This is a genomic window from Roseateles sp., assembly GCF_039595295.1.
In the GTDB taxonomy this organism is placed as follows: domain Bacteria; phylum Pseudomonadota; class Gammaproteobacteria; order Burkholderiales; family Burkholderiaceae_C; genus Roseateles.
The window spans coordinates 60,697-81,537 of the sequence record NZ_JBCNLU010000024.1; the positions used below are offsets into that span (position 1 = coordinate 60,697).

Consider the following 20,841-nt stretch of genomic DNA (forward strand, 5'->3'; position numbering starts at 1 on the left):
AGACGGCCTGGACCGGCGCTCAGCCCAACGCCGTGTCCAGCACCATCATCAGCGCGAAGCCCAGCATCAGGCCTTGCGTGGCCCAGCGCTCATGGCCCTTGCGGTGGGACTCGGGAATGATCTCGTGGCTGATGACGAAGAGCATCGCCCCCGCCGCGAAGCCCAGGCCCCAGGGCAGCAGCGGCGGCCACTCGGACACGACCCAGGCGCCCAGCACCGCCCCGATCGGTTCGACCAGACCTGAGGCCGCGCCCAGCAGCAGCGCCTTGCGCCGCGAATAGCCCACGTTCATCAGCGCCACCGCGATGACGAAGCCCTCGGGCAGATCCTGGATGGCGATGGCCAGGCTCAGGCTGGCGGCCGCGACCGCGTCGTTGGCGGCGAAGGCCACGCCCATGGCCAGGCCCTCGGGCACGTTGTGCAGCGTGACCGCGATGACGAACAGCGTGGTGCGCCGCAGCCGCTTCGCGTCGGTGCCTTCGCGGCCCTTGATGAAGTGTTCATGCGGCAGCCAGCGGTCCAGCGCCATCAAGGCCCAGGCGCCCAGCAGCACGGCCAGAGCGACCTGCGCCGCGGCGCCCGTGGCGGTGGTGTGCTCGCGCGCGGCGGCCAGGCCGGGAATGATCAGGGAGAAGGAGCAGGCCGCCAGCATCACGCCGGCGCCGAAACCCATCAGCGCGTCCTGCGCGCGTGCCGAGAGGCTGCGCGTGCCCAGCGCCGGCAGCGTGCCGAAGGCCGTCGCGGCGGCGGCCAGCAGGCCGGCCTGCAAGGCCTTGGACATCACCGCGCCCTTGCCGGTCCCGCCGGCGCCGGCCGCGGCCTGCAGCCAGGACCATCCCTGATGCAGCAGCAGCGCCGCGCCGGCCAGCAGGATCAGCAGACCGGCGATGCGCCGCAAGCGCTGCGCGCCGGTCAAGGCCGGCGCCGGGCGGCCCGCGGGCGGACCGCCGTGACGGGTCATCGCGTCAGAGTCCGCCATCGGTCAGCTTGGACGGATCCAGCATCTGCTGGAGCGTGGCGCGGTCGATCTCGGTCATCTCCGCGGCGACGTCGAGGATGGGCCGCTTCTCCGCATAGGCGCGCTTGGCGATCGCGGCGGCCTTGAGGTAGCCGATCTCGCGGTTCAGCGCGGTGACGAGGATGGGGTTGCGCGCCAGTGCATGCTGCAGCCCGTCGACATTGACCTTGAAGTCACGGATGGCTTGCTCGGCCAGCGCCTTGGACGCCGAGGCCAGCAGCGCCAGGCTGTCCAGCAGATTGGTCGCGATCAGCGGCAGCATCACGTTGAGCTGGAAGTTGCCGGACTGGCCCGCCACGGTGATCGCGGCGTCATGCCCGATGACCTGGGCGCAGACCATGGTCACCGCCTCCGGGATCACCGGATTGACCTTGCCCGGCATGATGGACGAGCCCGGCTGCAGCGCATGCAGCTCGATCTCGGCCAGGCCCGCCAGCGGACCGGAGTTCATCCAGCGCAGGTCGTTGGCGATCTTCATCAGCGTCACCGCCACGCCCTTGAGCGCGCCCGACAGCGCCACCGCCGTGTCCTGCGCCGACAGCGCGGCGAAGAAGTCCGGCGCCGGACGGAAGCTCAGGCCGGTGAGGGCGGACAGCTCCTCGCAGAAACGGCGCGCGAAGTCCGGATGCGCGTTGATGCCGGTGCCCACCGCGGTGCCGCCCTGCGCCAGCTCGCACACCGCCGGCAGCAGCGAACGCAGCTGCGCGCGCCGCGCGTCCACCTGCGCCAGCCAGCCGCCCAGTTCCTGGCCCAGGCGCAGCGGCATGGCGTCCATCAGGTGGGTCCGGCCGGTCTTGACGTGATGGCCGTCGCTCTTGATCTTGTCCTGCAGGGTCTGCGCCAGCAGGTCCAGCGCGGGCAGCAGCTCGCCTTGCAGCGTCTGCGCGGCGCTGACGTGCAGCACCGTGGGAATGGAGTCATTGCTGCTCTGGCCCGCGTTGACGTGGTCGTTGGGGCTCACCGTCACCGCGTTCGAGCCGCCGGCCAGCAAGCGGGTGGCCAGGGTCGCCAGCACCTCGTTGGCGTTCATGTTGCTGCTGGTGCCGGAGCCGGTCTGGAAGACCTCGACCGGGAAGTGCGTCATCAGCTGCGGGTCCTGCAGCAACTGCGCGGCGGCCCGGTCGATGGCTTGGCCGATGTCGACCGGCAGTTGGTCCAGGCTGATGTTGGCGCGGGCCGCGGCCGCCTTCTGCTGGATCAGCGCGCGCACGAAGCGCTCCGGCATGGGCGCGCGGCTGATGGCGAAGTTGTCGACCGCGCGCTGGGTCTGGGCGCCGTAGAGGGCGTCGACGGGCACGGCGACGTCGCCCATGGAGTCGCGTTCGATGCGGGTGGCCTTGGTCATTGGAGATCCTTCTTGGCTGCGTCCATGCCGGACAGGTTGGAGGCAGCGTAGCAGTGGGCTCCCTCGCGTGCCTCGCCCGTTCGGGCAGGCCACGCGCCTGACACGGTCAGCTGGCCTGCAAAAAGAAACAGGGCTCGCGTCGCCGGGATGCCGATCCGGTGGCGATGCGATCCCTGCGCAAATTGCATTGGTCGCGGGCGTTCCGCAGGAGTCTCTTGTCGTTTGAATCCGATGCTAGATGAGAATCGCTCTCATCTGCAAGCCTGGCCTGCAAGCGCTTGCAAAGGCTGGGGGTTTTCCGGCGGAGGGGCGGGGCGCGGCCCCCGCGCCGGGGGCAGGTCGATCAGACCAGCTGCAGGTCCTTGGGCGCGACGCCCGGGAAGACGCGGGCGAGCGCCGCGTCGGAGAGTCCGAACTGGCGCTTCCACAGGCCGCCGAGCACGGCGCGGTAGTCGTTGAGCACCGGATAGTCGCGGTTCTGGAACAGCGTCTTGGCGGTGAGCGGAATCTGCTCGCCCGCGACCGGAGAGCCCGAGGCCAATCCGCCGCCGAGCAGCCAGTACACGCTGCCGTGACCATGATCGGTGCCGCGGTTGCCGTTCTCGCGGAAGGTGCGGCCGAACTCGCTGATGACCATCACCGTGGTCTGGCGCCACAGGTCGGGGCCCAACTCCGACGAGATCGCCGCCAAGCCGCGGCCGACCTCCTCGAAGCGGTTGGCCAGCGTGCCGGTCGCGCCGCCCTGGTTGACGTGGGTGTCCCAGCCGCCGATGTCGATGAAGCCCAGGCTGAATCGGCCGCGCATCAGCGTGGCGATGCGGCGCGCCTCCAGCTCGAAGCCCTTGGCCGGAATCGCGTTGCGACCGGCGGCATCGGTCATGGCTTTCATCTTGTCGGGCGAGAGGTCGCGCGCCAGCTCCTCGCGCAGCGCCAGGCCTTCCTCGACCGAGGCGCCCAGCGCCTGGCCCTGGTACATGCTGGCGATCAGCGCGCGGTTCTTGGCGTCGACCGCGGGACGGGCGGTCTCGCGCAGCGCCGCGTTGGCGATGCGCACCGGGCCGCGGAAGGCCACCGGCAGTTGATCTGTGAAGGACAGCGCCTGCTGCGCGTCCAGCTCCGCCGCCAGCCGGTTCAGGAAGCCGGAGTTGTAGTCGCGCGAACCGCCCACCGGCTGGCCCAGCTCGATGCTGTCCTGCGTCTCGAAGTGACTGCGCGAGAGGTCCTCGGTGCCGGCGAAAGGAATGAAGCGCGCCTGGCCCGCCTGCATCAGCGGATAGACCGAGTTGCGCAGCGCCGGATGCAGGCCCCAGTTCGCGTCGATGGGCAGCGCGGCGTTGGGATCGGGCACGCCGCTGGCGGCGGCGACCGGGCCGGGACGCGCGATCGCGATGCGCGGGCGCTGCTCGTAATAGAAGCTGCTGCCGGTGGGGACCAGCAGGTTGGTGGCGTCATAGCCGCCGCGCAGGAAGACCAGCAGGAAGCGCGGCCGATCCGCGCCCGCCGCGAACAGCCGCACGCCCGGCATCGCGAGGGAGCCGGCGGCCAGCGTCTGGAGCAGTTGACGTCGATGCAGGAGGAAGGACATGGCGAGGACTCCGGGCGCGTCAGCGGTACATGAAATCAGGACTGGACAGCAGCAGCGTCAGCCATTGCTGCGGCGTGGCGGTCTGCGCCAGGGCCGTGCGCGTCGCGGGGGCGAGCGTGGGCTCGATGCGCGCGCGCAGCAGCTTGAGATCGGGCATGGGGACGGGCGTGTTGCTGCCGTCGGGCCGGAACAGCGCGACTGCACCGCCGCCGATCTGACGCGCGACCTCGAAGCGCTGCGTCATCTGCCCCGGGCTGTCCCAGGCGTCGGCGGTGAGCGGGTAGCCGTCGGGCGTGAGTTTGTCGTACAGGCCCTGGCCGAGGCGCCGCATCCAGTTGTGCAGCGGCTGCGCGTTCTGTACCGATTGCTGCTCGAAGCCGGCGCGCAGGCTGGAGAGCAGGTAGTGATGCGGGTCCTTGAACTTGGGCGTGGCATCGACCGCGGCGAAGCTCGGCGAGTACAGCAGCGGCCGCAGCGTGGACGGGATGTCGCCCTTGCTGCGCAGGAAGGCGGCGGCCATCGCGTCGACGACGGCTTGCGGCGGTTGGTCGCTGAGGAAGAACACCGCCAGCTTGCGGCTGACGAAGCGCGCCGTCGCCGGCTGCGCGACCAGCAGGTCATGGACCTGATCGAGCTCCTGCTCGCCGCTGCCCTTGATGGTGTGACCCAGCAGCACCTTGTCGCCGAAGTCGTGACGCGCGGGGTTGAACTCGAACAGCCCGTCGCGGCGGTACATGGAGGCGAACTTGGGCGCGACCTTGGCCGGCTCCGGATCGATGCGCACGCCGAAGCCGGTCAGCACCCGCGCCAGCTCCTGCACGTCGTGCTGGGTGTAGCCGCCGTCCACGCCCATGGTGTGGAGCTCCAGCATCTCGCGCGCGTAGTTCTCGTTGATCGCGCGCACGGCGTTCTGGTCGTTGTCCAGATAGCGCAGCATCGCCGCGTGCCGGGCCACCGCGCCCAGCATCTGCCGGAACGAGCCCAGCGCATAGGGACGCAGCGCGCGGTCCTGGTAATCGGAGAGCAGCAGCCGGATGTCGCGCTTGCCCTCGTGGACGTTGAAGTGGTTGAACCAGAACCAGCTCACGTGTTCCAGCAGCTGCTGCTCGGAATAGAGCTCGCGCAGCAGCTGGCGCACGCCGGCTTCACGTGCCGCCAGTTGCTGCGCCTCCTGATAGGACTTGCGGGCCGCGATCCGGTCTTCTTCCGAGCCGCCCTTGTCCCCGCTGCGGCGGAAGGACTCGGCGGTCCAGACGCGCGTGGCGACATCGGTCTGGCTGATGCTCAGCGCGTCGATCTGGGCCTGAACGGACGAGCTCAGCGGCGCCTTGGGATCAGCCTTGATCTGGCGCTCGACATAGCGGCCCCAGCCGACCGCGGCGATCGCGTCCAGCTGCGACTGCGTCGCGCCCCAGCCGATGCGGTTGGCGGCGCGCAGACGCTGCGCCGGATCCATGGGGATATCGGGTGCGGAGGGCAGTCCGCCGCAGGCCGCGAGCGCCGCCGCGGCGGTGACGCCGAGCAGCAGCCCGCGACGGCCGATGACGGGCGAGGAATGGTCGGCGCGCAGGCCGGGCAGGGCATGTGTCGAGGCTGACATGCCGTAAGCATGCCGCCCCCTCGACAGCCAGTCCAGGGGGCTTTGCGCTACTTCACAGTTGTCAGGAAAACGCCGCTCGCGCGGACGCGCCATTCATGGGCGGCTCAACGCCGTTTCCCGGACACGTCAGGGCCGCTTGATCTGCCAGGGAACCGCCCGCAGCGGCGCGGCCCGGGCCATGGCGCTCATCCAGCGGCGCGTGCCCATGACGCCCTCCAGCAGCCCCGGCAGATACACGTCCGCGTTCAGCCGCGGGAAGTGCAGGCCGTGGCCGGAGGGGGAGATCTCCACCTCGGTGAGGTCGTCGACCTCCGCGCCGCCCAGGCCCTGCACCAGCCGAGGGGCGAATGCGACCTCGACCCCGGTGTCCAGGATCACGATCAGCCGATCGGTCTCGCCGTCGTAGCGCACGGCGACCGCGGCCGGCAGCAGCGCGCGCTGGAGCTCGCCCTGACGGTCGGAAGCCTCGAACGCGGAGACCGAGATCAGCGGCTCGCGCCGCGGCCCCGGATCGTCCAGGCCGTCGCCATCGTCATCGCCGACGCGTGCCTCGCACTGGCGCCAGCGCTCGCGCCCGTCGTGGGAATCAATGCCGTCCATGGAGCGTCCTCCAATCGGCGCACAGCCGCGGCAACTGATCGGCCAGCAACTCCGCGATGCGGTTGAGCCGGGCGTGTGAGAAGAAGTGGTTCTCGCAGAGCTCGGGCGGGCCGTCGGGGCAGCGCAGCGAGAAGCGGGCTTCGCAGCCCTGGCCCATCACATGGACCTGTCCGGGACGCTGATCGTTGAGGTAGATCACCGCCCGCAATCCGTGGAACTTCAGGATCGTCGGCATGAGGAGATGGCTCGATCCGGCGCATGGCCGGACCGGGACGGGGAGAGTGAAAAGGGCGCTCAGCTTCCCCGCCTTCGCCGCCCCGCGCCTTGACGAATATCGTCTTGCGCGCACGCTCACCGGCCCTTCCCCCATCAGAGCGGAAACGCCCGCGTGGACGTCCCCCAGCACGGGGGACGGCGAGTCTCACAACTCGGCCACGCCCTTCACCCGTTCGGGGGCCTTCGTCAGCGTCACGACAGCGACCGGCGCCTCGACCGCGCGACCGTGGAAGCGATCCAGCAGCTCCTTCCACTGCGCGCGCACGGTCGCGACGTTGGCCAGCTTCACGTGGCCGTAGCCGCGAATGCCTTCCGGCAGGCGCGCCAGCTTGGTCGCGATCTCCAGCTTCTCGGCGCTCAGGCCGCGCAGCAGCTCGTCGACCAGGGCCTCGTAATCGCGGATCAGCTGGCGCTCGATGCGGCGCTCCTCCGTCTTGCCGAAGAGATCCAGCGCGCCACCGCGCAGGCCCTTGAACCTGGCCAGCGCCTTGAGCGCCTTGAAGGTCCACGAGCCCAGCTCGACCTTCTTCGCGCGGCCGTCGGCGCCGGGCTTGGACAGCATCGGCGGGGCCATGTGGAAGCTCAGGTGGTCCCAGTCCTCGAACTGCGCCTTCAGCGCGGCCTCGAACTTGCCGTCGGTGTACAGGCGGGCGACCTCGTACTCGTCCTTGATGGCCAGCAGCTTGGCGTAGTAGCGCGCCACGGCCTTGGTCAGGCGCAAGCCCTTGCCGGCGTCGCCCAGTGCCTGCTCGGCAGCGCGCACGCGTTGCACCAGCGCCTCGTAGCGCGCGGCGTAGGCGGCGTCCTGGTACTCGGTCAGGAAGGCTTTGCGGCGCGACACCAGCCCCAGTTGCTCGCCCTTGTCGTCGAGCTGATCGAAGTTGAACCACTGCACCGCCGTGCCGGCCTGCTCCCCCGCGAGGCGGCGCAGCGCCTCGGGCGCGGCGATGGCCAGGCGGCCCAGCGCGAAGGCGGTCTTGTTGTTCTCGACCGCGACGCCGTTGAGCTCGATCGCGCGCATCAGCGCCTCGAAGGACACCGGCACCAGGCCGCGCTGCCAGCAGGCGCCCAGCATCACGATGTTGCTGGGCATGGTGTCGCCCATCAGGCGCTGCGCGATGTCCTGCGCGTCGATGCTGGCCAGCAAGTCCTGACCCTCGCCGACCGCGTGCCGCATCTTGGCCAGCAGCGATTCGGCCTGCAGATTGGCGTCCGGGTTGCGGACGAAGGCGGCGGTGGGCAGCTCATGCGTATTGGCCAGGATCACCGTGCGGCCGGCCTTGATCGTGGCCAGCGCGTCGGCGCTGGCGCCGACCACCATGTCGCAGGCCAGCAGCACGTCGGCCTGCTGCGTGTCGATGCGGACCTGGTTGAGCAGGTCCTGCGTCGGCGCGACGCGCACGAAGGACAGCACCGCGCCGCCCTTCTGCGCGAAGCCCATGAAGTCCAGCACCGAGCTCTGCTTCCCTTCCAGGTGCGCGGCCATGGTGACCAGCGCGCCCACCGTCACCACGCCGGTCCCGCCGACGCCGGTGACCAGCATGTCGAAGGGGCCCGTCCATGCCCAGGTCGCGGGCGGCGTGATGGCGGCGATCTCGCGCGCCAGATCGGCCGGACCGAAGGCCGCGCCGGCGCGCTTCTTGAGCTTGGCGCCGTGCACCGAGACGAAGCTCGGGCAGAAGCCGTTCACGCAGCTGAAGTCCTTGTTGCAGCTGCTCTGCTCGATCGCGCGCTTGCGGCCGAAGTCGGTCTCCACCGGCACCACCGACAGGCAGTTGCTGGCCTGACCGCAGTCGCCGCAGCCCTCGCAGACCGACTCGTTGATGAAGATGCGCTTGTCGGGGTCGGGGAACTCGCCCTTCTTGCGGCGGCGGCGCTTCTCGGCGGCGCAGGTCTGGTCGTAGATCAGCACGGTCACGCCGGCGATCTCGCGCAGCTCGCGCTGGACCGCGTCCAGCTCGCTGCGGTCGTGGAAGGTGGTGCCGGCGGGGAAGAGACCGTGATGGCCGTCGTACTTGCCGATCTCGTCGGAGACCACGACCAGGCGCTTGACGCCCTCGGCCTCGACCTGGCGCGCGATCTGCGGGACCGAGGTCTGGCCGTCCACCGGCTGGCCGCCGGTCATCGCGACCGCGTCGTTGTAGAGGATCTTGTAGGTGATGTTGGCCTTGGCCGCGATGGCCTGCCGGATCGCCAGATAGCCCGAGTGGTAGTAGGTGCCGTCGCCCAGGTTCTGGAAGACATGCTTCTCGGTGGTGAAGCGCGAATGCGCCGCCCAGTCCACGCCCTCGGCGCCCATCTGGATCAGGCCTGAGGTGCCGCGCTCCATCCAGCTGGCCATGAAGTGGCAGCCGATGCCCGCCAGCGCGCGCGAGCCCTCGGGCAACTTGGTCGAGGTGTTGTGCGGGCAGCCCGAGCAGAAGTAGGGCTGGCGGCGCACGCCGTCGGCGCTGTTGGACAGCAGGCAGGGCGTCAGGAAGTCGACGACCAGGTGGCGACGGTCCAGCGCCGGATTCAGCCGGGCCAGCCAATCCGCGACGGTCGGCATGATGCGCGAGGGCCGCAGCTCGCCGAGCGCGCTCAGCACCGCGGCCCCGTGTTCATCGGACTTGCCGACCACGCGCGGACGCTGGGCGTCGGGCAGGTGGTAGAGCAGCTCCTTGATCTGGCGCTCGACGACGGGGGCCTTCTCCTCGATGACCAGCATGTCGGTCAGGCCCTGCGCGAACTCGCGGATGCGCGTGGGCTCCAGCGGATAGACCAGGCCGACCTTGTAGACGCGCACGCCCGCCGCGGCCAGCGCGTTGGGGTCCAGGTCTAGGCGGCGCAGCACTTCCATGAAGTCGTAATGCGCCTTGCCGACGGTGACGATGCCCAGCGTCGCGCGCGGGCTCACCACGATGTGCTTGTCGATGGAATTGAGCTTGGCGAAGGCCAGCACCGCGTCGATCTTGTGCGCGAGCCGCGATTCCAGCTCCAGCGAGGGCAGGTCCACCGAGCGGATGTGCAGATTCGTCGGCGGCGTGTGATCGACCGGCCGCTCGAAGTCCAGCGGCACGGCGTCCAGGTCCACCGTCATGCCGGACTCGACCACTTCCGAGATCGCCTTGAAGCCGACCCAGGCCCCCGAGAAGCGCGACAGCGCCCAGCCGTAGAGGCCGAACTCCAGGTACTCGGCGACGTTGCCCGGATGCACCAGCGGCATGGACCAGGCTTGCAGCGCGAGATCGCTCTGATGCGGCGTCGACGAGGACACGCAGCCGTGGTCGTCGCCGCAGACGACCAGCACGCCGCCCTGTCTCGCCGTCCCATAGACGTTGCCGTGCTTGAGCGCATCGCCGGAGCGGTCCACGCCCGGGCCCTTGCCGTACCACATGGCGAAGACGCCATCGACGGTGCGCTTGGGATCCAGCGCGACGCGCTGCACGCCGAGGCAGGCCGTCGCGGCCAGGTCCTCGTTGATCGCGGGCAGGAAGTTGACGGCGGCCTTGTCGAGGAATTTCTTGGCCTTCCACAGCTGCTGGTCGACCATGCCCAGGGGGCTGCCGCGGTAGCCGCTGACGAAGCCCGCGGTCTTCAGGCCCTGGCGCTCGTCCTGCGCCTTCTGCATCAGCAGCAGTCGCACGAGCGCCTGCGTCCCGGTGAGGAACACCTGGCCGGACGTGGCGGCGAGGTTGTCGGACAGCTGGTACGGGCGCAGCGCGGTCGCGGCGGCAAGACTGGCTTCGGTCATGGCTTGTCTCCCCCAGACGCCCCGACGGGACGCGCCGCCCGGGCGCGATGGATCGCGCCCGGACGGCTCGGGTGTTCGATGAATGAATGGAGGGATTCTTTACGAGACAATGCGCGAATGCTTGCTCGGTTCGCTCGATTCCCAGCCTCAATCGATAGAAGCATTCTCAAATAGGACTGAAATGGAGAATGAACGTTTCGACCGCGCGACGCGCCTGATCCTGGAGGCGCTCCAGGCTGACGCCCGTCAGAGTACGCAGCAGCTGGCGGACCGGGTGGGGCTGTCGACGACGCCGGTGTGGCGCCGGGTGAAGGAGCTGGAAGAGCGGGGCGTGATCCGCCGCCATGTGGCGCTGGTCGACCGCGAGCAGTTGGGGCTGTCCATCTGCGTCCTCGCCAATGTCAGCCTGGTGAGGCACACCGAGGGCGCGGTCGACGCGTTCGAGGCGATGGTCGCGGGCAGCCCGGAGATCGTCGAATGCCAGGCCATCACCGGCGAGGCGGATTACGTCATCAAGATCGTCGCCCCGGACATGAAGGCCTACGACCAGTTCCTGCAGAGCAAGGTGTTCCGCGTACCGGGCGTGGCCAGCGTGCGCAGCAATGTCGTGCTGCGCGAGGTGAAGTACGAGACCGCGTATCCGGTGCCCTGAGCGGCGGGCCGCGGGTTCGCGTTCTCCTCAATGTGCGGCGCTTGACAAGGTGACATTCTGCGAGCCATGTTTTCCGTCTACGGCACCTCGGGAAAGATCCTGACCGGCGGTCTGGAGCAGGTCCGCGACCTGGCGCCGGTGCAGGCTGTCGCGCGCACCCGCGCGGTCTCGCCCATCGGGCGGCAGGGCGATCTGACGCCCTCGTCGGTGGTGCTGGCGGCGCTGGGGCAGGGCGGTGGCGGCAACGCGGGCGGACCCTCGCCCACGGGACCTTCGGCCTACGTCGCCCACGAGGCGCTGGCCGCCTATGCCGGCGATACGCAACGCCAGGTGCTCACGCAGGTGCACCAACTGATGAGCCGCAAGTTGATCAGCGTGCGTTCGGGCGCGAGCCTGCGTCACGCGCAGCGGACGATGTCGCGGGCGGGCGTCGGTCAGGCGCCGGTGCTCGGGCCCGCGGGCGAGGTGCGCGGGCTGTTCACCCGGGCCGACCTGATGCGCGGGCTGCCGGACGATCTGGATGAGGCCGCCGAGATGGCGGCGGTCGCGCATCGACTGGCCTCACCGGTGGACGAAGTCATGTGGACGCCGGTGCCGGTGGCGCTGTCGGACACGCCGCTGCGCGAGGCCGCGCAGCTGATGCTGGATCTTGGGCTGCCGGGGCTGCCGGTCGCGCAGGACGACGGCCAGCTGATCGGTTTTCTCTCGCGCAGCGACCTGCTGCGCGGCATGACGCACGAGCCGCCCCTGGACCTCTGGTCCTGAGCCGCGATCAGTACTTGCGGCCGCCGCGCTGCGACTCTTCCAGCTCGATGGCCTGCTGGGTGCGCCAGTCCGTGCAGACGAAGACGCCGTCCTCGACGATGCGATCGCGCAGCGAGTCGTCGCCACGCGCAATGCGCCCGTCCTTGCACACCATGGTGCCGGTGGGCGAGCCCTGATCCGTCAGCGCCTTGCCGACCATCATGCTGTCGCGGGTGTACAGCGTCAGCGCCAGCAGCGCGGCCAGCACGCTCAGCATCAGCACCACGCCGACGACGATCTCGCTGGCATCGCGCAGCGCCGACGGCACGGGCGTCGCGACGGCGGCGCGCGGCGCGGCGGCAAAGCTGGTTGCCTCTCTGGGCGTCGACGCGGACGAGGCGCCGTGCGACTTGAGGTTCGACCGATTGACGCCGGTCGACGGGCGGGTGGTGGCCATGTTCATGGGACTGATCGCGGAAATGAACGGTCAGCGGACGGACGGGATGAAGGCTACAGGCGACCGGCCCGGACGTTCGCTTAAATGCGGGATCAAGGCCCAAAAATGCACGGGTCCCACTGCCCCTTTCCGTTGGTTACAGCAGTTGCAGAACTAAGATTTCGGGCTACAGGAACGCCCTCCATGACCTCCTCCAACACCCCTTCCTCGGCCGCCGCGCAAGCCCTGCACAAGCTCTCCAGCGAGCTGCCGGATGCCTGCGAGCGTTTGGATTACGTCAAGCGCATGACCGACCAGGCGGCCAACAAGGTGCTGGGTCTGGTGGAAGACGCGCAGGAGGATGCCGAGGCGGTGCGCCGCCAGGGCTCGGAGTTGTCGGAGTCCTTGCAGCGTCTGGCGGCGGCGCCCGATCTGAGCGTCGAGCGCGCCCGCGCCATGATGCGGCTGTGCGCGGCCTACGCGGCCAGCGCGGCGGGTTTCGCCGATCGGGTGAAGGGTCTGCAGACCGAAATCATGATGGCGCAGGACTTCCAGGACCTGTCCGGCCAGGTGATCAACAAGGTGCTGGGCATGCTGCGTCCGGCCGAGGAGCCGCTGCAGCAGCTGCTCGCCGAGCACGATCAGCTCCATCACGTCGCCCCTGAGGCCGAGCAGCTCGCCGGCGTGCAGACGCCGGACAAGGCGCTGCAACAGGACGACGTGGACGCGCTGCTGGCGGAAATGGGTTTCTGAGCGGGCAAGCCGCGCTCAGGACCACAGCATCGGATCGACTTCGTAGAAGCGGCGCAGCTCCGCGTAAAGCATGGGATGCGCCTGCGCCAGCGCCCAGGGCTGGCCGAAGAAACGTTCGCTCGCGACGGCGAAGAACTCCGCCGGCTCGGTGGCGGCGTAGTCGCCCAGCGGATCGGGCTCGCCCGACGCCAGCCGCGCGCGCAGCAGGTCGAAGCTGCGCTGCATCACCGTCGCCCAGCGCGCCTGACGCGCGCGGCCGCCCAGCCAGGGCGCGCCGTTGGCCACGCCCTTGACCTGGTCGAGCTGATGCGCGAACTCGTGCACCGCCACGTTGTGGCCCAGGCCCGGCTGCGAGGCGTCGCGCAGCACGTCGTCCCAGGACAGCACGACCTGACCCTCACCCCAGGATTCGCCGCTCAGCACCTGCCGCTGCTGCATCTGCAGCGGGCCCTGGTTGCGTACGCGATCAACGATGAAGGCGCCGGGGTAGACCAGCACCGTGTGCAGCTTCGGGTAGTAGCCGCGCGTGCGACCCAGCAGCGGCAGGCAGGCCAGCGCCGCGATGGTCACGCGGACCTCGTCGGTGATGGCCTGGCCGGCGCAGCCGATGAAGCGCTTCTCCGCGAGAAAGACCTGCATGTCGCGCTTGAGCCGCAGCTGCAGGTCGGCCGGCAGCCGCGCGATCTGCGGGACGGTGCGGCGCAGGATGGCGCGCCACGGCGCCGGGAACGCGCGCCGGCGCAGCGACGAGCGGCGCCGCGCCTGCCGCCAGGGCTGGCTCATGAGCCAGAAGCAGATCAGCGCCGCGATCAGCGCCAGGACGACGAGGGCCATGTCTTGCGCTTTCCGAGTGTGGGGTGACCGAAGCGGCGATCTCAGCCAGATGAGAACGGCGTCACGGCTTTCAAGCCCCCCGGGGCGCAGCCCGCCCCGGCGTTGACGCGCCGACGCGCGCGCACGACAGGCGGGGGCCTGGGCGCCGGGACAATCACGACCTTCGACGATTGGACGACGCCCCGCTTGCCCCTGTCGGCGGGCGGGCGTTTGCAGAGCGCGGCCTTCAGAGCTTCGCGCCGCCGGTCGCCTTGCCAGGACATGTGAACGAGAGGGAGCGGCCCGCGCGTGATCGACGTCGCACGCGGGCCGTCGGGACGGAGTGAATCTTTCGGAAATGCTGGCGACGCCGCTCAGGACGTCGCCCTTCGACGTCGAGCCGCTGCGCGAGTACCGCGCCCAGGTGCAACAGGAAATGCTTCAAGGGCCCGAGCCCTCGGTGCAGCTGCGCCTGTCCCCGTTCATCAATGAACCCTCGCCGCTGGCGGCCTTTCGCGCGCAGAACAGCGCCGACGTCACCTACGGCCGGCATCCGCTGGGCCAGGAGGCGCCGCCGGTGAGCCGCGTGGAGACGCCGGCCTACACCCGCAGCAGCTTCACCGCGGTCAGCTATCCGGATCTGTCGGTGCAGGTGACGCTGGGACCGGTGCTCTGGAGCCATGTCGAACGCGCCGGCGGGACGCCGCGCGTGCTGGACGTCTCCGCCTGAAGCTCCTAGCATCGTCCGCGCCGCCCTGAGCGGCGTCGCCTGCAGGGGCAGGCGCAGAGGGAGGATGCGGATGAAGAGAACGAACGGATCGGCGCGCCGGGTCATCGCTTTGGCGGTGTCGGCCGCGCTGCTGCTGACCGGCCTGCCGGCGCGCGCCGACGAGCAGACCATCGAGCTGCGCTCGCGTGGCGGCAACCAGAGTTACCGACTGCCGGACGGCACGACCGAGGTCGAGCTGGTGGAGCAGCTCGCGGGCGGCTGCCGTTTCGGGCGCACCTGGGGCTATGACCTGTCGGTCAAGTCGCTGTGGGTTGACGGCGGCTGCGGCGGCCGCTTCAAGCTCACGACGGCGGCGCCCGAAGGCAATCGCGACGGCACCAGCAACGTCGGCGCGGCGATCGCGGCGGCGGCGGTGATCGCCGGCATCGCGCTGATCGCCAGCAGCAAGGACCGCAAGGACCGCGACGACCGGCCGGGCGATCCCTATCCCGGCAATCCGGGCAACGGCTGGGGCGCGCATGAAATCCGCGGCAAGGGCAATTTGTGCCTGGACGTCGAGGGCGGCGCGCGGCGGGGTCGCGGGCTCATCGTGTACAGCTGCAACGGCGGCGGCAACCAGCGCTTCGAGTGGGGCCGCGGCGGCGAGCTGCGGGTCTCGGGCCTGTGCCTGGATGTCGAGAACGGCAGCAATCGCGACGGCGCGCGCGTGATCGCTTACGACTGCAACGGCAATCGCAACCAGCGCTGGCGCGCGCGGGGCGGCGAGATCCGCAGCGCCGATACCGGCAAGTGCCTGGACATCGACGCCGGCCGCGCGCGGCCCGGCCAGCGCGTGATCATGTACAGCTGCAACGGCAACGACAACCAGCGGTGGTCGTGGTGAGGAGCGCCCCCATGCGGACAGCAATGATGGTCGCCGCCGTGCTGAGCGCGGCGGCGTGGGTGTCGCCGGCCGGGGCGGCGCAGCCGCGCGGCCCGTCGCCCTCCGAGATCCAGCGTTCGTTCGACGCCGCCGATCTCGATCACGACGGCTTCATCAGCCTGGAGGAGTTCCACAAGAACTCGCTGCGGGCCTTCAACGCGCTGGACGTGAATCACGACGGCTACATCTCCAGCGAGGAACTCGCGCCGCTGCCGCGCGCATTGCGTCGTAGCCTGCTGGGATCGCTGCGTCACGCGGATACCGACGGCGATCTGCGGCTGAGCTTCAAGGAAGTGATGGAGGCGCGCATGGCCGACTTCACGGCCGCGGACACGGACGGAGACGGGCGGCTCTCGCTGCGCGAGGTGCTGGACTTCCATTGGCGGCGGCCGAAGGCGCCGTAGCGGCGATCAGAACGAGGGACGGCACGCACTGTGCGGCTCTGTTTGAGCCGGAGCCTGTCATGTTGCCTCACCGCCCCCCTGGCGCGACCCCTCCGCCGATGTGCGGGACCGTCGATCACGTCAACAGAAGCGTCGACACAGACGTCGACAGCGCCGCGAATGCCTCGCACAGCGAAGGGCCCGCGGAAGCGGTGTCCGCGGCGACGAGCGGGTACGCCGCGGCCCACGAACGTGCCGCGAAGGAGGTTGGCGAGGGCTGTCTCCTGCTTCACCGGCGTCTGCACCGGCATCCGACGCTGCCTCGCAACCCAGTGGGCCGCGAGGAGGCGCGCCTGATGGCCGCGGCCCTGCGCAGCGGGCGTGCCGCGGCGCTGGATGAGCGTCATCCAGGGGTGCGGATGACCTTGCTGGATTCGGGAGCCTGGCCGGCCGGGGATCGGCTTCTTGAGGCCCAGGAATTCGTCGACCATCTGCGGGTCGCCACCACCGTGCGCACGGACCAGGACAACTACCGGCCGATGTCGGCATGCGAGGCGCGCCTGGCCGAATCGCTGTTGGCGCCGGACATGCCGGCATCGCGGCGCAACTTCGCCTGGAGCCTGCTTGGGCAGCTTCATGACGAGGTCCCGCTCCTGATGGACCTCGATCTCGACGAACTGAGGGTCCGGGACCCCGCCGCCGCCGACACATGCGCGTGGATCCGGCAGATGCTGTCCAGCGCGAGCACGCACGGCGCGGTGAAGCCGGGCACGACGCTGCGTGTCGTCGCCACGCAAGATCCGATGGGACAGACGGCCGTGTTGCAAGGTCACGAGCACCGGGTTCGAGCCCTGGTCCTGCAGCGACCCGCGCAGGCGGATGTCGTGCCGTCGGACATCGCAGATTGGGTGCAGCGCGTGGCGTTCAATCAGTTGGAGCACGGAGACCTGAAGACGCTGGCTCGCGTCGTGTGCAGTTTCCCCAATCTGGTGAAGATCGGCCTGCCCGATCTCGGGCGCGAGCTCGTCGTCGAAAGCGGCGAGCAGGTCGAGCAGGAGGAGGGCTCGTGGAGCTGGAAGCTCAGGGGGCGGGTCGACGGCGTGCGAGCGTTCGATCGGCTGTGCGTGGTGTGCAAGACGGACTTTGCCGAGTTGCGGCCGTTCGCCGAGCGCTTCGGCCGCCTGCACCGGGACGAGATCCTGAGCTTCCTGACGGAGCTGGAGTTCGCCAGGAAAGAGGATGACACGGCGCCGGAGGGGGCGGGGGACGTTCCAGCGCCGGTTCCGACGCGCATCAAGCAGATGACCCGCCTGCTGGTCCAGGCCATGAAGGACGACGATCTGGCGATCCGCTGCGTGTTCCTGTCGCGCGAATCCCAGTGGCGCGAATCGAAGGATCTGGAAACCCCCTACCAGGGCATGAGGCTGATCGCCGAATCCTTGGCCCATCACCCCTTGTCGCCGTTGAGCTCTGCCCTGGCCCGTGGGCAGGATCGTGTCACCCCGACGGGCGATTGGGATTGGAACGGGGAACAAGGTCTGAGGAACTTCACCGCCACGTTGGCCAAGGCGGAGGCCGACAACACGGGTGCCATGATCAACGGGGTCGGCGTGGGGGCCCTGATCCTCGCGATCGACAACTTGCCGAGCGAGTTGCTGACACGCGCGATGGCGGCCAAGTGCCGTCTGGCACGCGAGATGCTGGCGCCCGTGCACCGCCAGATCACGATCGCGGACCTCAGCCACCAGGATGCCGCTTTCGTGCTTCGCGCCGTCGAACTCAGCCTGATCCTGGGCGTGACGCTCCGTATCGACGATCCGCCTGCCGACGACGGGTCAACGCCACGTCGCGTGCGCCCGAAGGCGCTCCCGGGCGGTGCTGTCGCTGCGTTGCGGACCCTCAAGAAATGGGTCGAGAGCGAAGGCCTGAGCGGTGTGGAGCGGCTGCAGCGGGAACGGTGGTTCCATCATCTGATCGCCATCACGCACGACCCGGCGCCGCGCGTGCTCGCCGGCGTGTTCTCCGGCAGCGGGCCCAGGCAGGCCTTTCTGGATCCGCCCCCGCGCGAGCCGCTCCTGAAGCTGATGCATGCCTTGTCCAGGTCATTGCCCTTGGCGCTGGACGTGACCGGTGTCTCGGCGCGCGACCCGGAGATGGTGAGTCGGCAGCTGGGGGAGCGCTTTTTCCCCGTCGACTTACGGCTCACCATCCGCCGCGTGCCCTCTCGTCAGAAGGATGGTCGGAAGAATGTGCACGCGCCGCTGAACTCGCATCTGCGGACGATCGAGGGGCCGGGCGTGCGGTTCATGAATGACTTGTCCGCCGCACAGTTGACCCGGTACGTCGCAGCGGTGCACGAGCGCTGTCCGTCCTTGGTCGGGCTCTCGATGCCGGGCGTCGCGGGTACCACGAGGGAGGCCGCGGACCTGGCCAGCCGCGGCCACCCGCCGCCGGTCGGGACCTGGGTACCGCGGTCCGATGGACGATGGATTCGCCAGGGGTTCTTCCAGCAGATGGAGGCGGCGAGCACGGCGTGCTGGTTGGTCCCGGATCTGGTGTTGCAACCTGAGCGGATGGCCCGATTGATGGATCCCGAAGGCGCGGGCCATGCCGTGCTGGCGCTGATCGGCGCGATCGGGGAGGGGATTCGCGCGGTCAACAGCAAGGAGATCGAGCGACGCGCGGTGCCCCTGGCGAGGACCGTGCTGTCGGGGGCGCAGCAGGACGAGGCTTTCGCGGCGCATGCCGACACCGTGATCGCCGAGGCCGACGACGCGTGTCTGGACGCCCGGCTGAGCACCTTGTGGGAGCTGTCGACGGTGCGTGAGTTCGGCGAGATCGCCAACCCGGAACAGGCGATCGAGCTCGCCCTGCACCTGGCGTGCCGACGGCGCGCGGAGGCCGAGGTGATCGCGGAGTATCCGGACTTCGAGGAGCAGGTCGAGGAAGCGCTGCTGCTGAAGCTGGCCGTCACGCAGCGATTGAACGTGCGGCTGCGCGGGTCGCAGACGCGACCGACGCCCGAGATGGCCTTCGCGGGCGCGGGCGTGAACGGCTCGAACTGGGACTCGCCGCCCAAACGCGTCAAGCGCTGGAAGTGGGCGGACCGTCTCATCGACGATGAAATCCGGGAGGGTTTGCCGCTGGTGCGGATGGAGCTTCTGCCCGACGCGCCGGGTGGGCCGGCCCTGACTCGGGTGCTGTTGGCCGAGCCGGCGTACCGCGCCGCGGCCTCGGCGCGGCGGCTGGAGATGCAGGCCAGGTACGAGCAGGCCATGGCGCACGCTCACGACGACGAGGCCGTGACAGCGGCCGACGCGCGAGCGGCGGAGGACGTTGTGCAGGACAGGATCGAGGTCCTGCGTCATGCGGAGCGGGTGTGGAGAGACCTGCTTTCGCAACTGCCTCATCGATTGAGGTCGGGCGTGGACGTGCCGTTCGGGTCAAGCGATCATTTGGCGTCGTCGTCGTCGTCGTCGTCGTCGTCCGCGCCGTCGGGGTCCTCATCCTCGTCGTGATCGGCCTCGCGCACCCGCGCATCGCGCGTACCGCGCTTGGCCTCGACGCGGCGGGCCTCCTTCTCGGCTTCCTTGGCCGCTTCGGCAGCTTCGGCCACGGCGGTCCACTCGTCGAATTCCTCGGGGGTCTCCAGCGTGATCCGTCCCAGCTGTCCCTGGCGCAGGTCGTAGAGCAGGATCTCCGCCGCCTTCTGCGTGTTGATGCGGCCGCCCGACAGCACCGCGCCGCGGCGCTTGCCCAGCGCCGCCAGCACTTCCCCATCGAGCATCGAGGCCTCCGGCTCCAGCTGATAGCGCTTCTTCAGCGACAGCGGATAGTGCCGGCGCAGATAGCCCATCAGGTCCAGCGCGACGACCTCTTCCTCGAAGGCGTTGCGGCCGATCGCGCCGCTGGCGGCCAGGTTGATGCCGGCCTCGGGCACGCGGATCTTGGGCCAGAGCATGCCGGGGGTGTCGAACAGATAGACGCCCTTGTCCAGCAGGATCTTCTGCTCGATCTTGGTGATGCCGGGCTCGTCGCCGGTGGCGGCGGCGCGCTTGCCCACCAGCGTGTTGATCAGCGTGGACTTGCCCACGTTGGGGATGCCGCAGATCAGCACCCGCAGCGGCTTGTCCAGTCCGCCCCGGTTGGGCGCCAGCGCGCGGCACTCCGCCGCCAGCGTCTTGGCCAGACCGGGCTGCCCCTGGTGGATCGCGATCGCCCGCGTGTGGGGCTGCGCGCGGTAGAACGCCAGCCACTCGTCGGTGCGGCCGGGATCGGCCAGGTCCTGCTTGTTGAGCAGCTTCAGCGCGGGTCTCCCCTGCGTCAGCTGAGCGAGCAGCGGATTGGCGCTGCTCGCGGGCACGCGGGCATCGAGCATCTCGATGACCACGTCGATGCCGCTTTTCATGCGCTCGCGGATCGCGCCCCGGGTCTTGTGCATGTGCCCGGGAAACCATTGAATCGCCATTGCGCGATTGTCGGTGATCTGCCGAGGGATTCCACCTGCGGCGTCTCAGCGCTTGGCCGCCGGAGCATGGGGCCCCGGCGGCAAGCGCCGAAACCCCACGCACCGCCGTCCCCGTCAGGCCTATGGACTGAGCTCAGTTCGAGGCCGTCGCCGGGCGCAGTTCGACGATCACCAGCTGGCCCTGCTGCTGCTCGATGCGGGCCTCGATCTTGTCGCCGACCTTCAGCGCGGCGAGCTGCTCCGCGTTCAGCAGACCGGGCTTGAGCCGGAAGGCCATGGTCATGCCGGGCATGTCCAGATGGCGGATGTCGCCGTGCTTGAGCGTGAGCTTCTGCTGCGCGGCATCGACGCGGCGCACTTCGGCCGGCGTCCAGTCCTGCGCGGGCGCGGCGTCCGACGCGGCTTCGGCCTGATGCTGGTGGTGCTCGTGCTCCTGCGCGAAGGCGGGCGAAGCCGCGAAGACGACGGCGAACAGGGCGGAGGCGAAAGAGGTGTGGATGCGGGTCATGGGACTCTCCTGAGATCTGGTGAAAGTGGATGCGGTGATCGGTGATCGGTGATCGTTGCTCTGACGCGGCGCTCAATGCCCTTGATGGCCGTGGCCATCGGGCTTGCGCACGCGCAGGGGCTCGGGAGCGGAGGACGCCGGAGCGGGCGTCGAGGCCGAGGCGGGATGCGCGCGGGGCGCTTCGGCGGGGGCGTCGACACGATGGGCGACGGTCCCCGCCGGCGCGGCATACCAGCCCGGATCGCGGTAGTCGCCGGGCTTCTGGTCCTTGCGGA

The 20,841-nt window shown here is 69.6% G+C and carries 18 protein-coding genes and 1 pseudogene; 7 read left to right on the forward strand and 12 right to left on the reverse strand.

The features are described from left to right. Positions 1–19: 19 nt before the first annotated feature. From ABDW59_RS17090 to ABDW59_RS17120, 7 genes are all read right to left on the reverse strand, one after another. Entirely contained in the window at positions 20–979 is a 960-nt protein-coding gene (locus ABDW59_RS17090) for a ZIP family metal transporter (protein WP_343631221.1), read from the reverse strand. Further along, a complete protein-coding gene (locus tag ABDW59_RS17095; RefSeq protein ID WP_343631223.1) occupies positions 966–2,363 on the reverse strand; it encodes a class II fumarate hydratase in 1,398 nt (465 codons plus the stop codon). The genes ABDW59_RS17090 and ABDW59_RS17095 overlap by 14 nt, the downstream gene beginning before the upstream one ends. Positions 2,364–2,706: 343 nt before the next feature. After that, positions 2,707–3,948, reverse strand: coding sequence for a DUF1501 domain-containing protein (locus ABDW59_RS17100; RefSeq protein WP_343631225.1), 1,242 nt, complete (start codon positions 3,946–3,948; stop codon positions 2,707–2,709). Positions 3,949–3,967: 19 nt separating this feature from the next. Beyond that, entirely contained in the window at positions 3,968–5,548 is a 1,581-nt protein-coding gene (locus tag ABDW59_RS17105; RefSeq protein ID WP_343631227.1) for a DUF1800 domain-containing protein, read from the reverse strand. Positions 5,549–5,674: 126 nt separating this feature from the next. After that, positions 5,675–6,148, reverse strand: a complete 474-nt coding sequence (locus tag ABDW59_RS17110; RefSeq protein WP_343631229.1) for a DUF2442 domain-containing protein — start codon at positions 6,146–6,148, stop codon at positions 5,675–5,677. Further along, positions 6,135–6,383, reverse strand: coding sequence for a DUF4160 domain-containing protein (locus ABDW59_RS17115; RefSeq protein WP_343631230.1), 249 nt, complete (start codon positions 6,381–6,383; stop codon positions 6,135–6,137). The genes ABDW59_RS17110 and ABDW59_RS17115 overlap by 14 nt, the downstream gene beginning before the upstream one ends. Before the next feature lie 186 nt (positions 6,384–6,569). Then, positions 6,570–10,157 carry an indolepyruvate ferredoxin oxidoreductase family protein gene (locus tag ABDW59_RS17120; protein ID WP_343631232.1) on the reverse strand — a complete coding sequence of 1,196 codons (3,588 nt, stop codon included), beginning with the start codon at positions 10,155–10,157 and terminating at the stop codon, positions 6,570–6,572. Positions 10,158–10,338: 181 nt separating this feature from the next. Between ABDW59_RS17120 and ABDW59_RS17125 the strand changes: the two genes are divergently transcribed. Beyond that, entirely contained in the window at positions 10,339–10,809 is a 471-nt protein-coding gene (locus tag ABDW59_RS17125) for an Lrp/AsnC family transcriptional regulator (protein WP_343631234.1), read from the forward strand. Between the two features lie 66 nt (positions 10,810–10,875). Continuing rightward, the gene (locus ABDW59_RS17130) at positions 10,876–11,574 is read left to right on the forward strand and encodes a CBS domain-containing protein (protein WP_343631236.1); all 699 of its coding nucleotides are present in this window, start codon (positions 10,876–10,878) and stop codon (positions 11,572–11,574) included. A 7-nt stretch (positions 11,575–11,581) separates the two neighbouring features. Here the strand turns inward: ABDW59_RS17130 and ABDW59_RS17135 are convergent, their stop codons facing one another. After that, positions 11,582–12,016: a hypothetical protein gene (locus tag ABDW59_RS17135; protein ID WP_343631238.1), complete on the reverse strand. Its 435-nt coding sequence runs from the start codon at positions 12,014–12,016 to the stop codon at positions 11,582–11,584. A gap of 177 nt (positions 12,017–12,193) precedes the next feature. Between ABDW59_RS17135 and ABDW59_RS17140 the strand changes: the two genes are divergently transcribed. Continuing rightward, positions 12,194–12,742 carry a protein phosphatase CheZ gene (locus ABDW59_RS17140; protein ID WP_343631240.1) on the forward strand — a complete coding sequence of 183 codons (549 nt, stop codon included), beginning with the start codon at positions 12,194–12,196 and terminating at the stop codon, positions 12,740–12,742. A gap of 15 nt (positions 12,743–12,757) precedes the next feature. Here ABDW59_RS17140 and ABDW59_RS17145 read toward each other — a convergent pair whose 3' ends face one another. Further along, complete coding sequence (locus ABDW59_RS17145; protein WP_343631242.1) at positions 12,758–13,576, reverse strand: M90 family metallopeptidase; 819 nt, start codon at positions 13,574–13,576, stop codon at positions 12,758–12,760. A 322-nt stretch (positions 13,577–13,898) separates the two neighbouring features. On the opposite strand from ABDW59_RS17145, the gene ABDW59_RS17150 reads away from it, so the two are divergent. The 4 genes from ABDW59_RS17150 (at position 13,899) to ABDW59_RS17165 (ending at position 19,108) form a co-directional block, all read left to right on the forward strand. Continuing rightward, positions 13,899–14,285, forward strand: coding sequence for a hypothetical protein (locus ABDW59_RS17150; protein ID WP_343631244.1), 387 nt, complete (start codon positions 13,899–13,901; stop codon positions 14,283–14,285). A gap of 70 nt (positions 14,286–14,355) precedes the next feature. Further along, on the forward strand, positions 14,356–15,168 hold the full coding sequence (locus ABDW59_RS17155) for a lectin (protein WP_343631246.1): 813 nt from the start codon (positions 14,356–14,358) through the stop codon (positions 15,166–15,168). A gap of 11 nt (positions 15,169–15,179) precedes the next feature. After that, the gene (locus tag ABDW59_RS17160) at positions 15,180–15,611 is read left to right on the forward strand and encodes an EF-hand domain-containing protein (protein WP_343631248.1); all 432 of its coding nucleotides are present in this window, start codon (positions 15,180–15,182) and stop codon (positions 15,609–15,611) included. 335 nt (positions 15,612–15,946) lie between these two features. Then, complete coding sequence (locus ABDW59_RS17165; RefSeq protein WP_343631250.1) at positions 15,947–19,108, forward strand: hypothetical protein; 3,162 nt, start codon at positions 15,947–15,949, stop codon at positions 19,106–19,108. Here ABDW59_RS17165 and ylqF read toward each other — a convergent pair. The 3 genes and pseudogenes from ylqF to ABDW59_RS17180 all read right to left on the reverse strand — a co-directional run. Then, positions 19,042–20,058 carry a ribosome biogenesis GTPase YlqF gene (gene ylqF, locus ABDW59_RS17170; protein WP_343631252.1) on the reverse strand — a complete coding sequence of 339 codons (1,017 nt, stop codon included), beginning with the start codon at positions 20,056–20,058 and terminating at the stop codon, positions 19,042–19,044. The two genes, ABDW59_RS17165 and ylqF, sit on opposite strands and share 67 nt — an antisense overlap. A 133-nt stretch (positions 20,059–20,191) precedes the next feature. Then, positions 20,192–20,566, reverse strand: a complete 375-nt coding sequence (locus tag ABDW59_RS17175; RefSeq protein WP_343631254.1) for a copper-binding protein — start codon at positions 20,564–20,566, stop codon at positions 20,192–20,194. Positions 20,567–20,638: 72 nt separating this feature from the next. After that, positions 20,639–20,841: pseudogene (locus ABDW59_RS17180) on the reverse strand (copper oxidase); the annotation flags it as partial.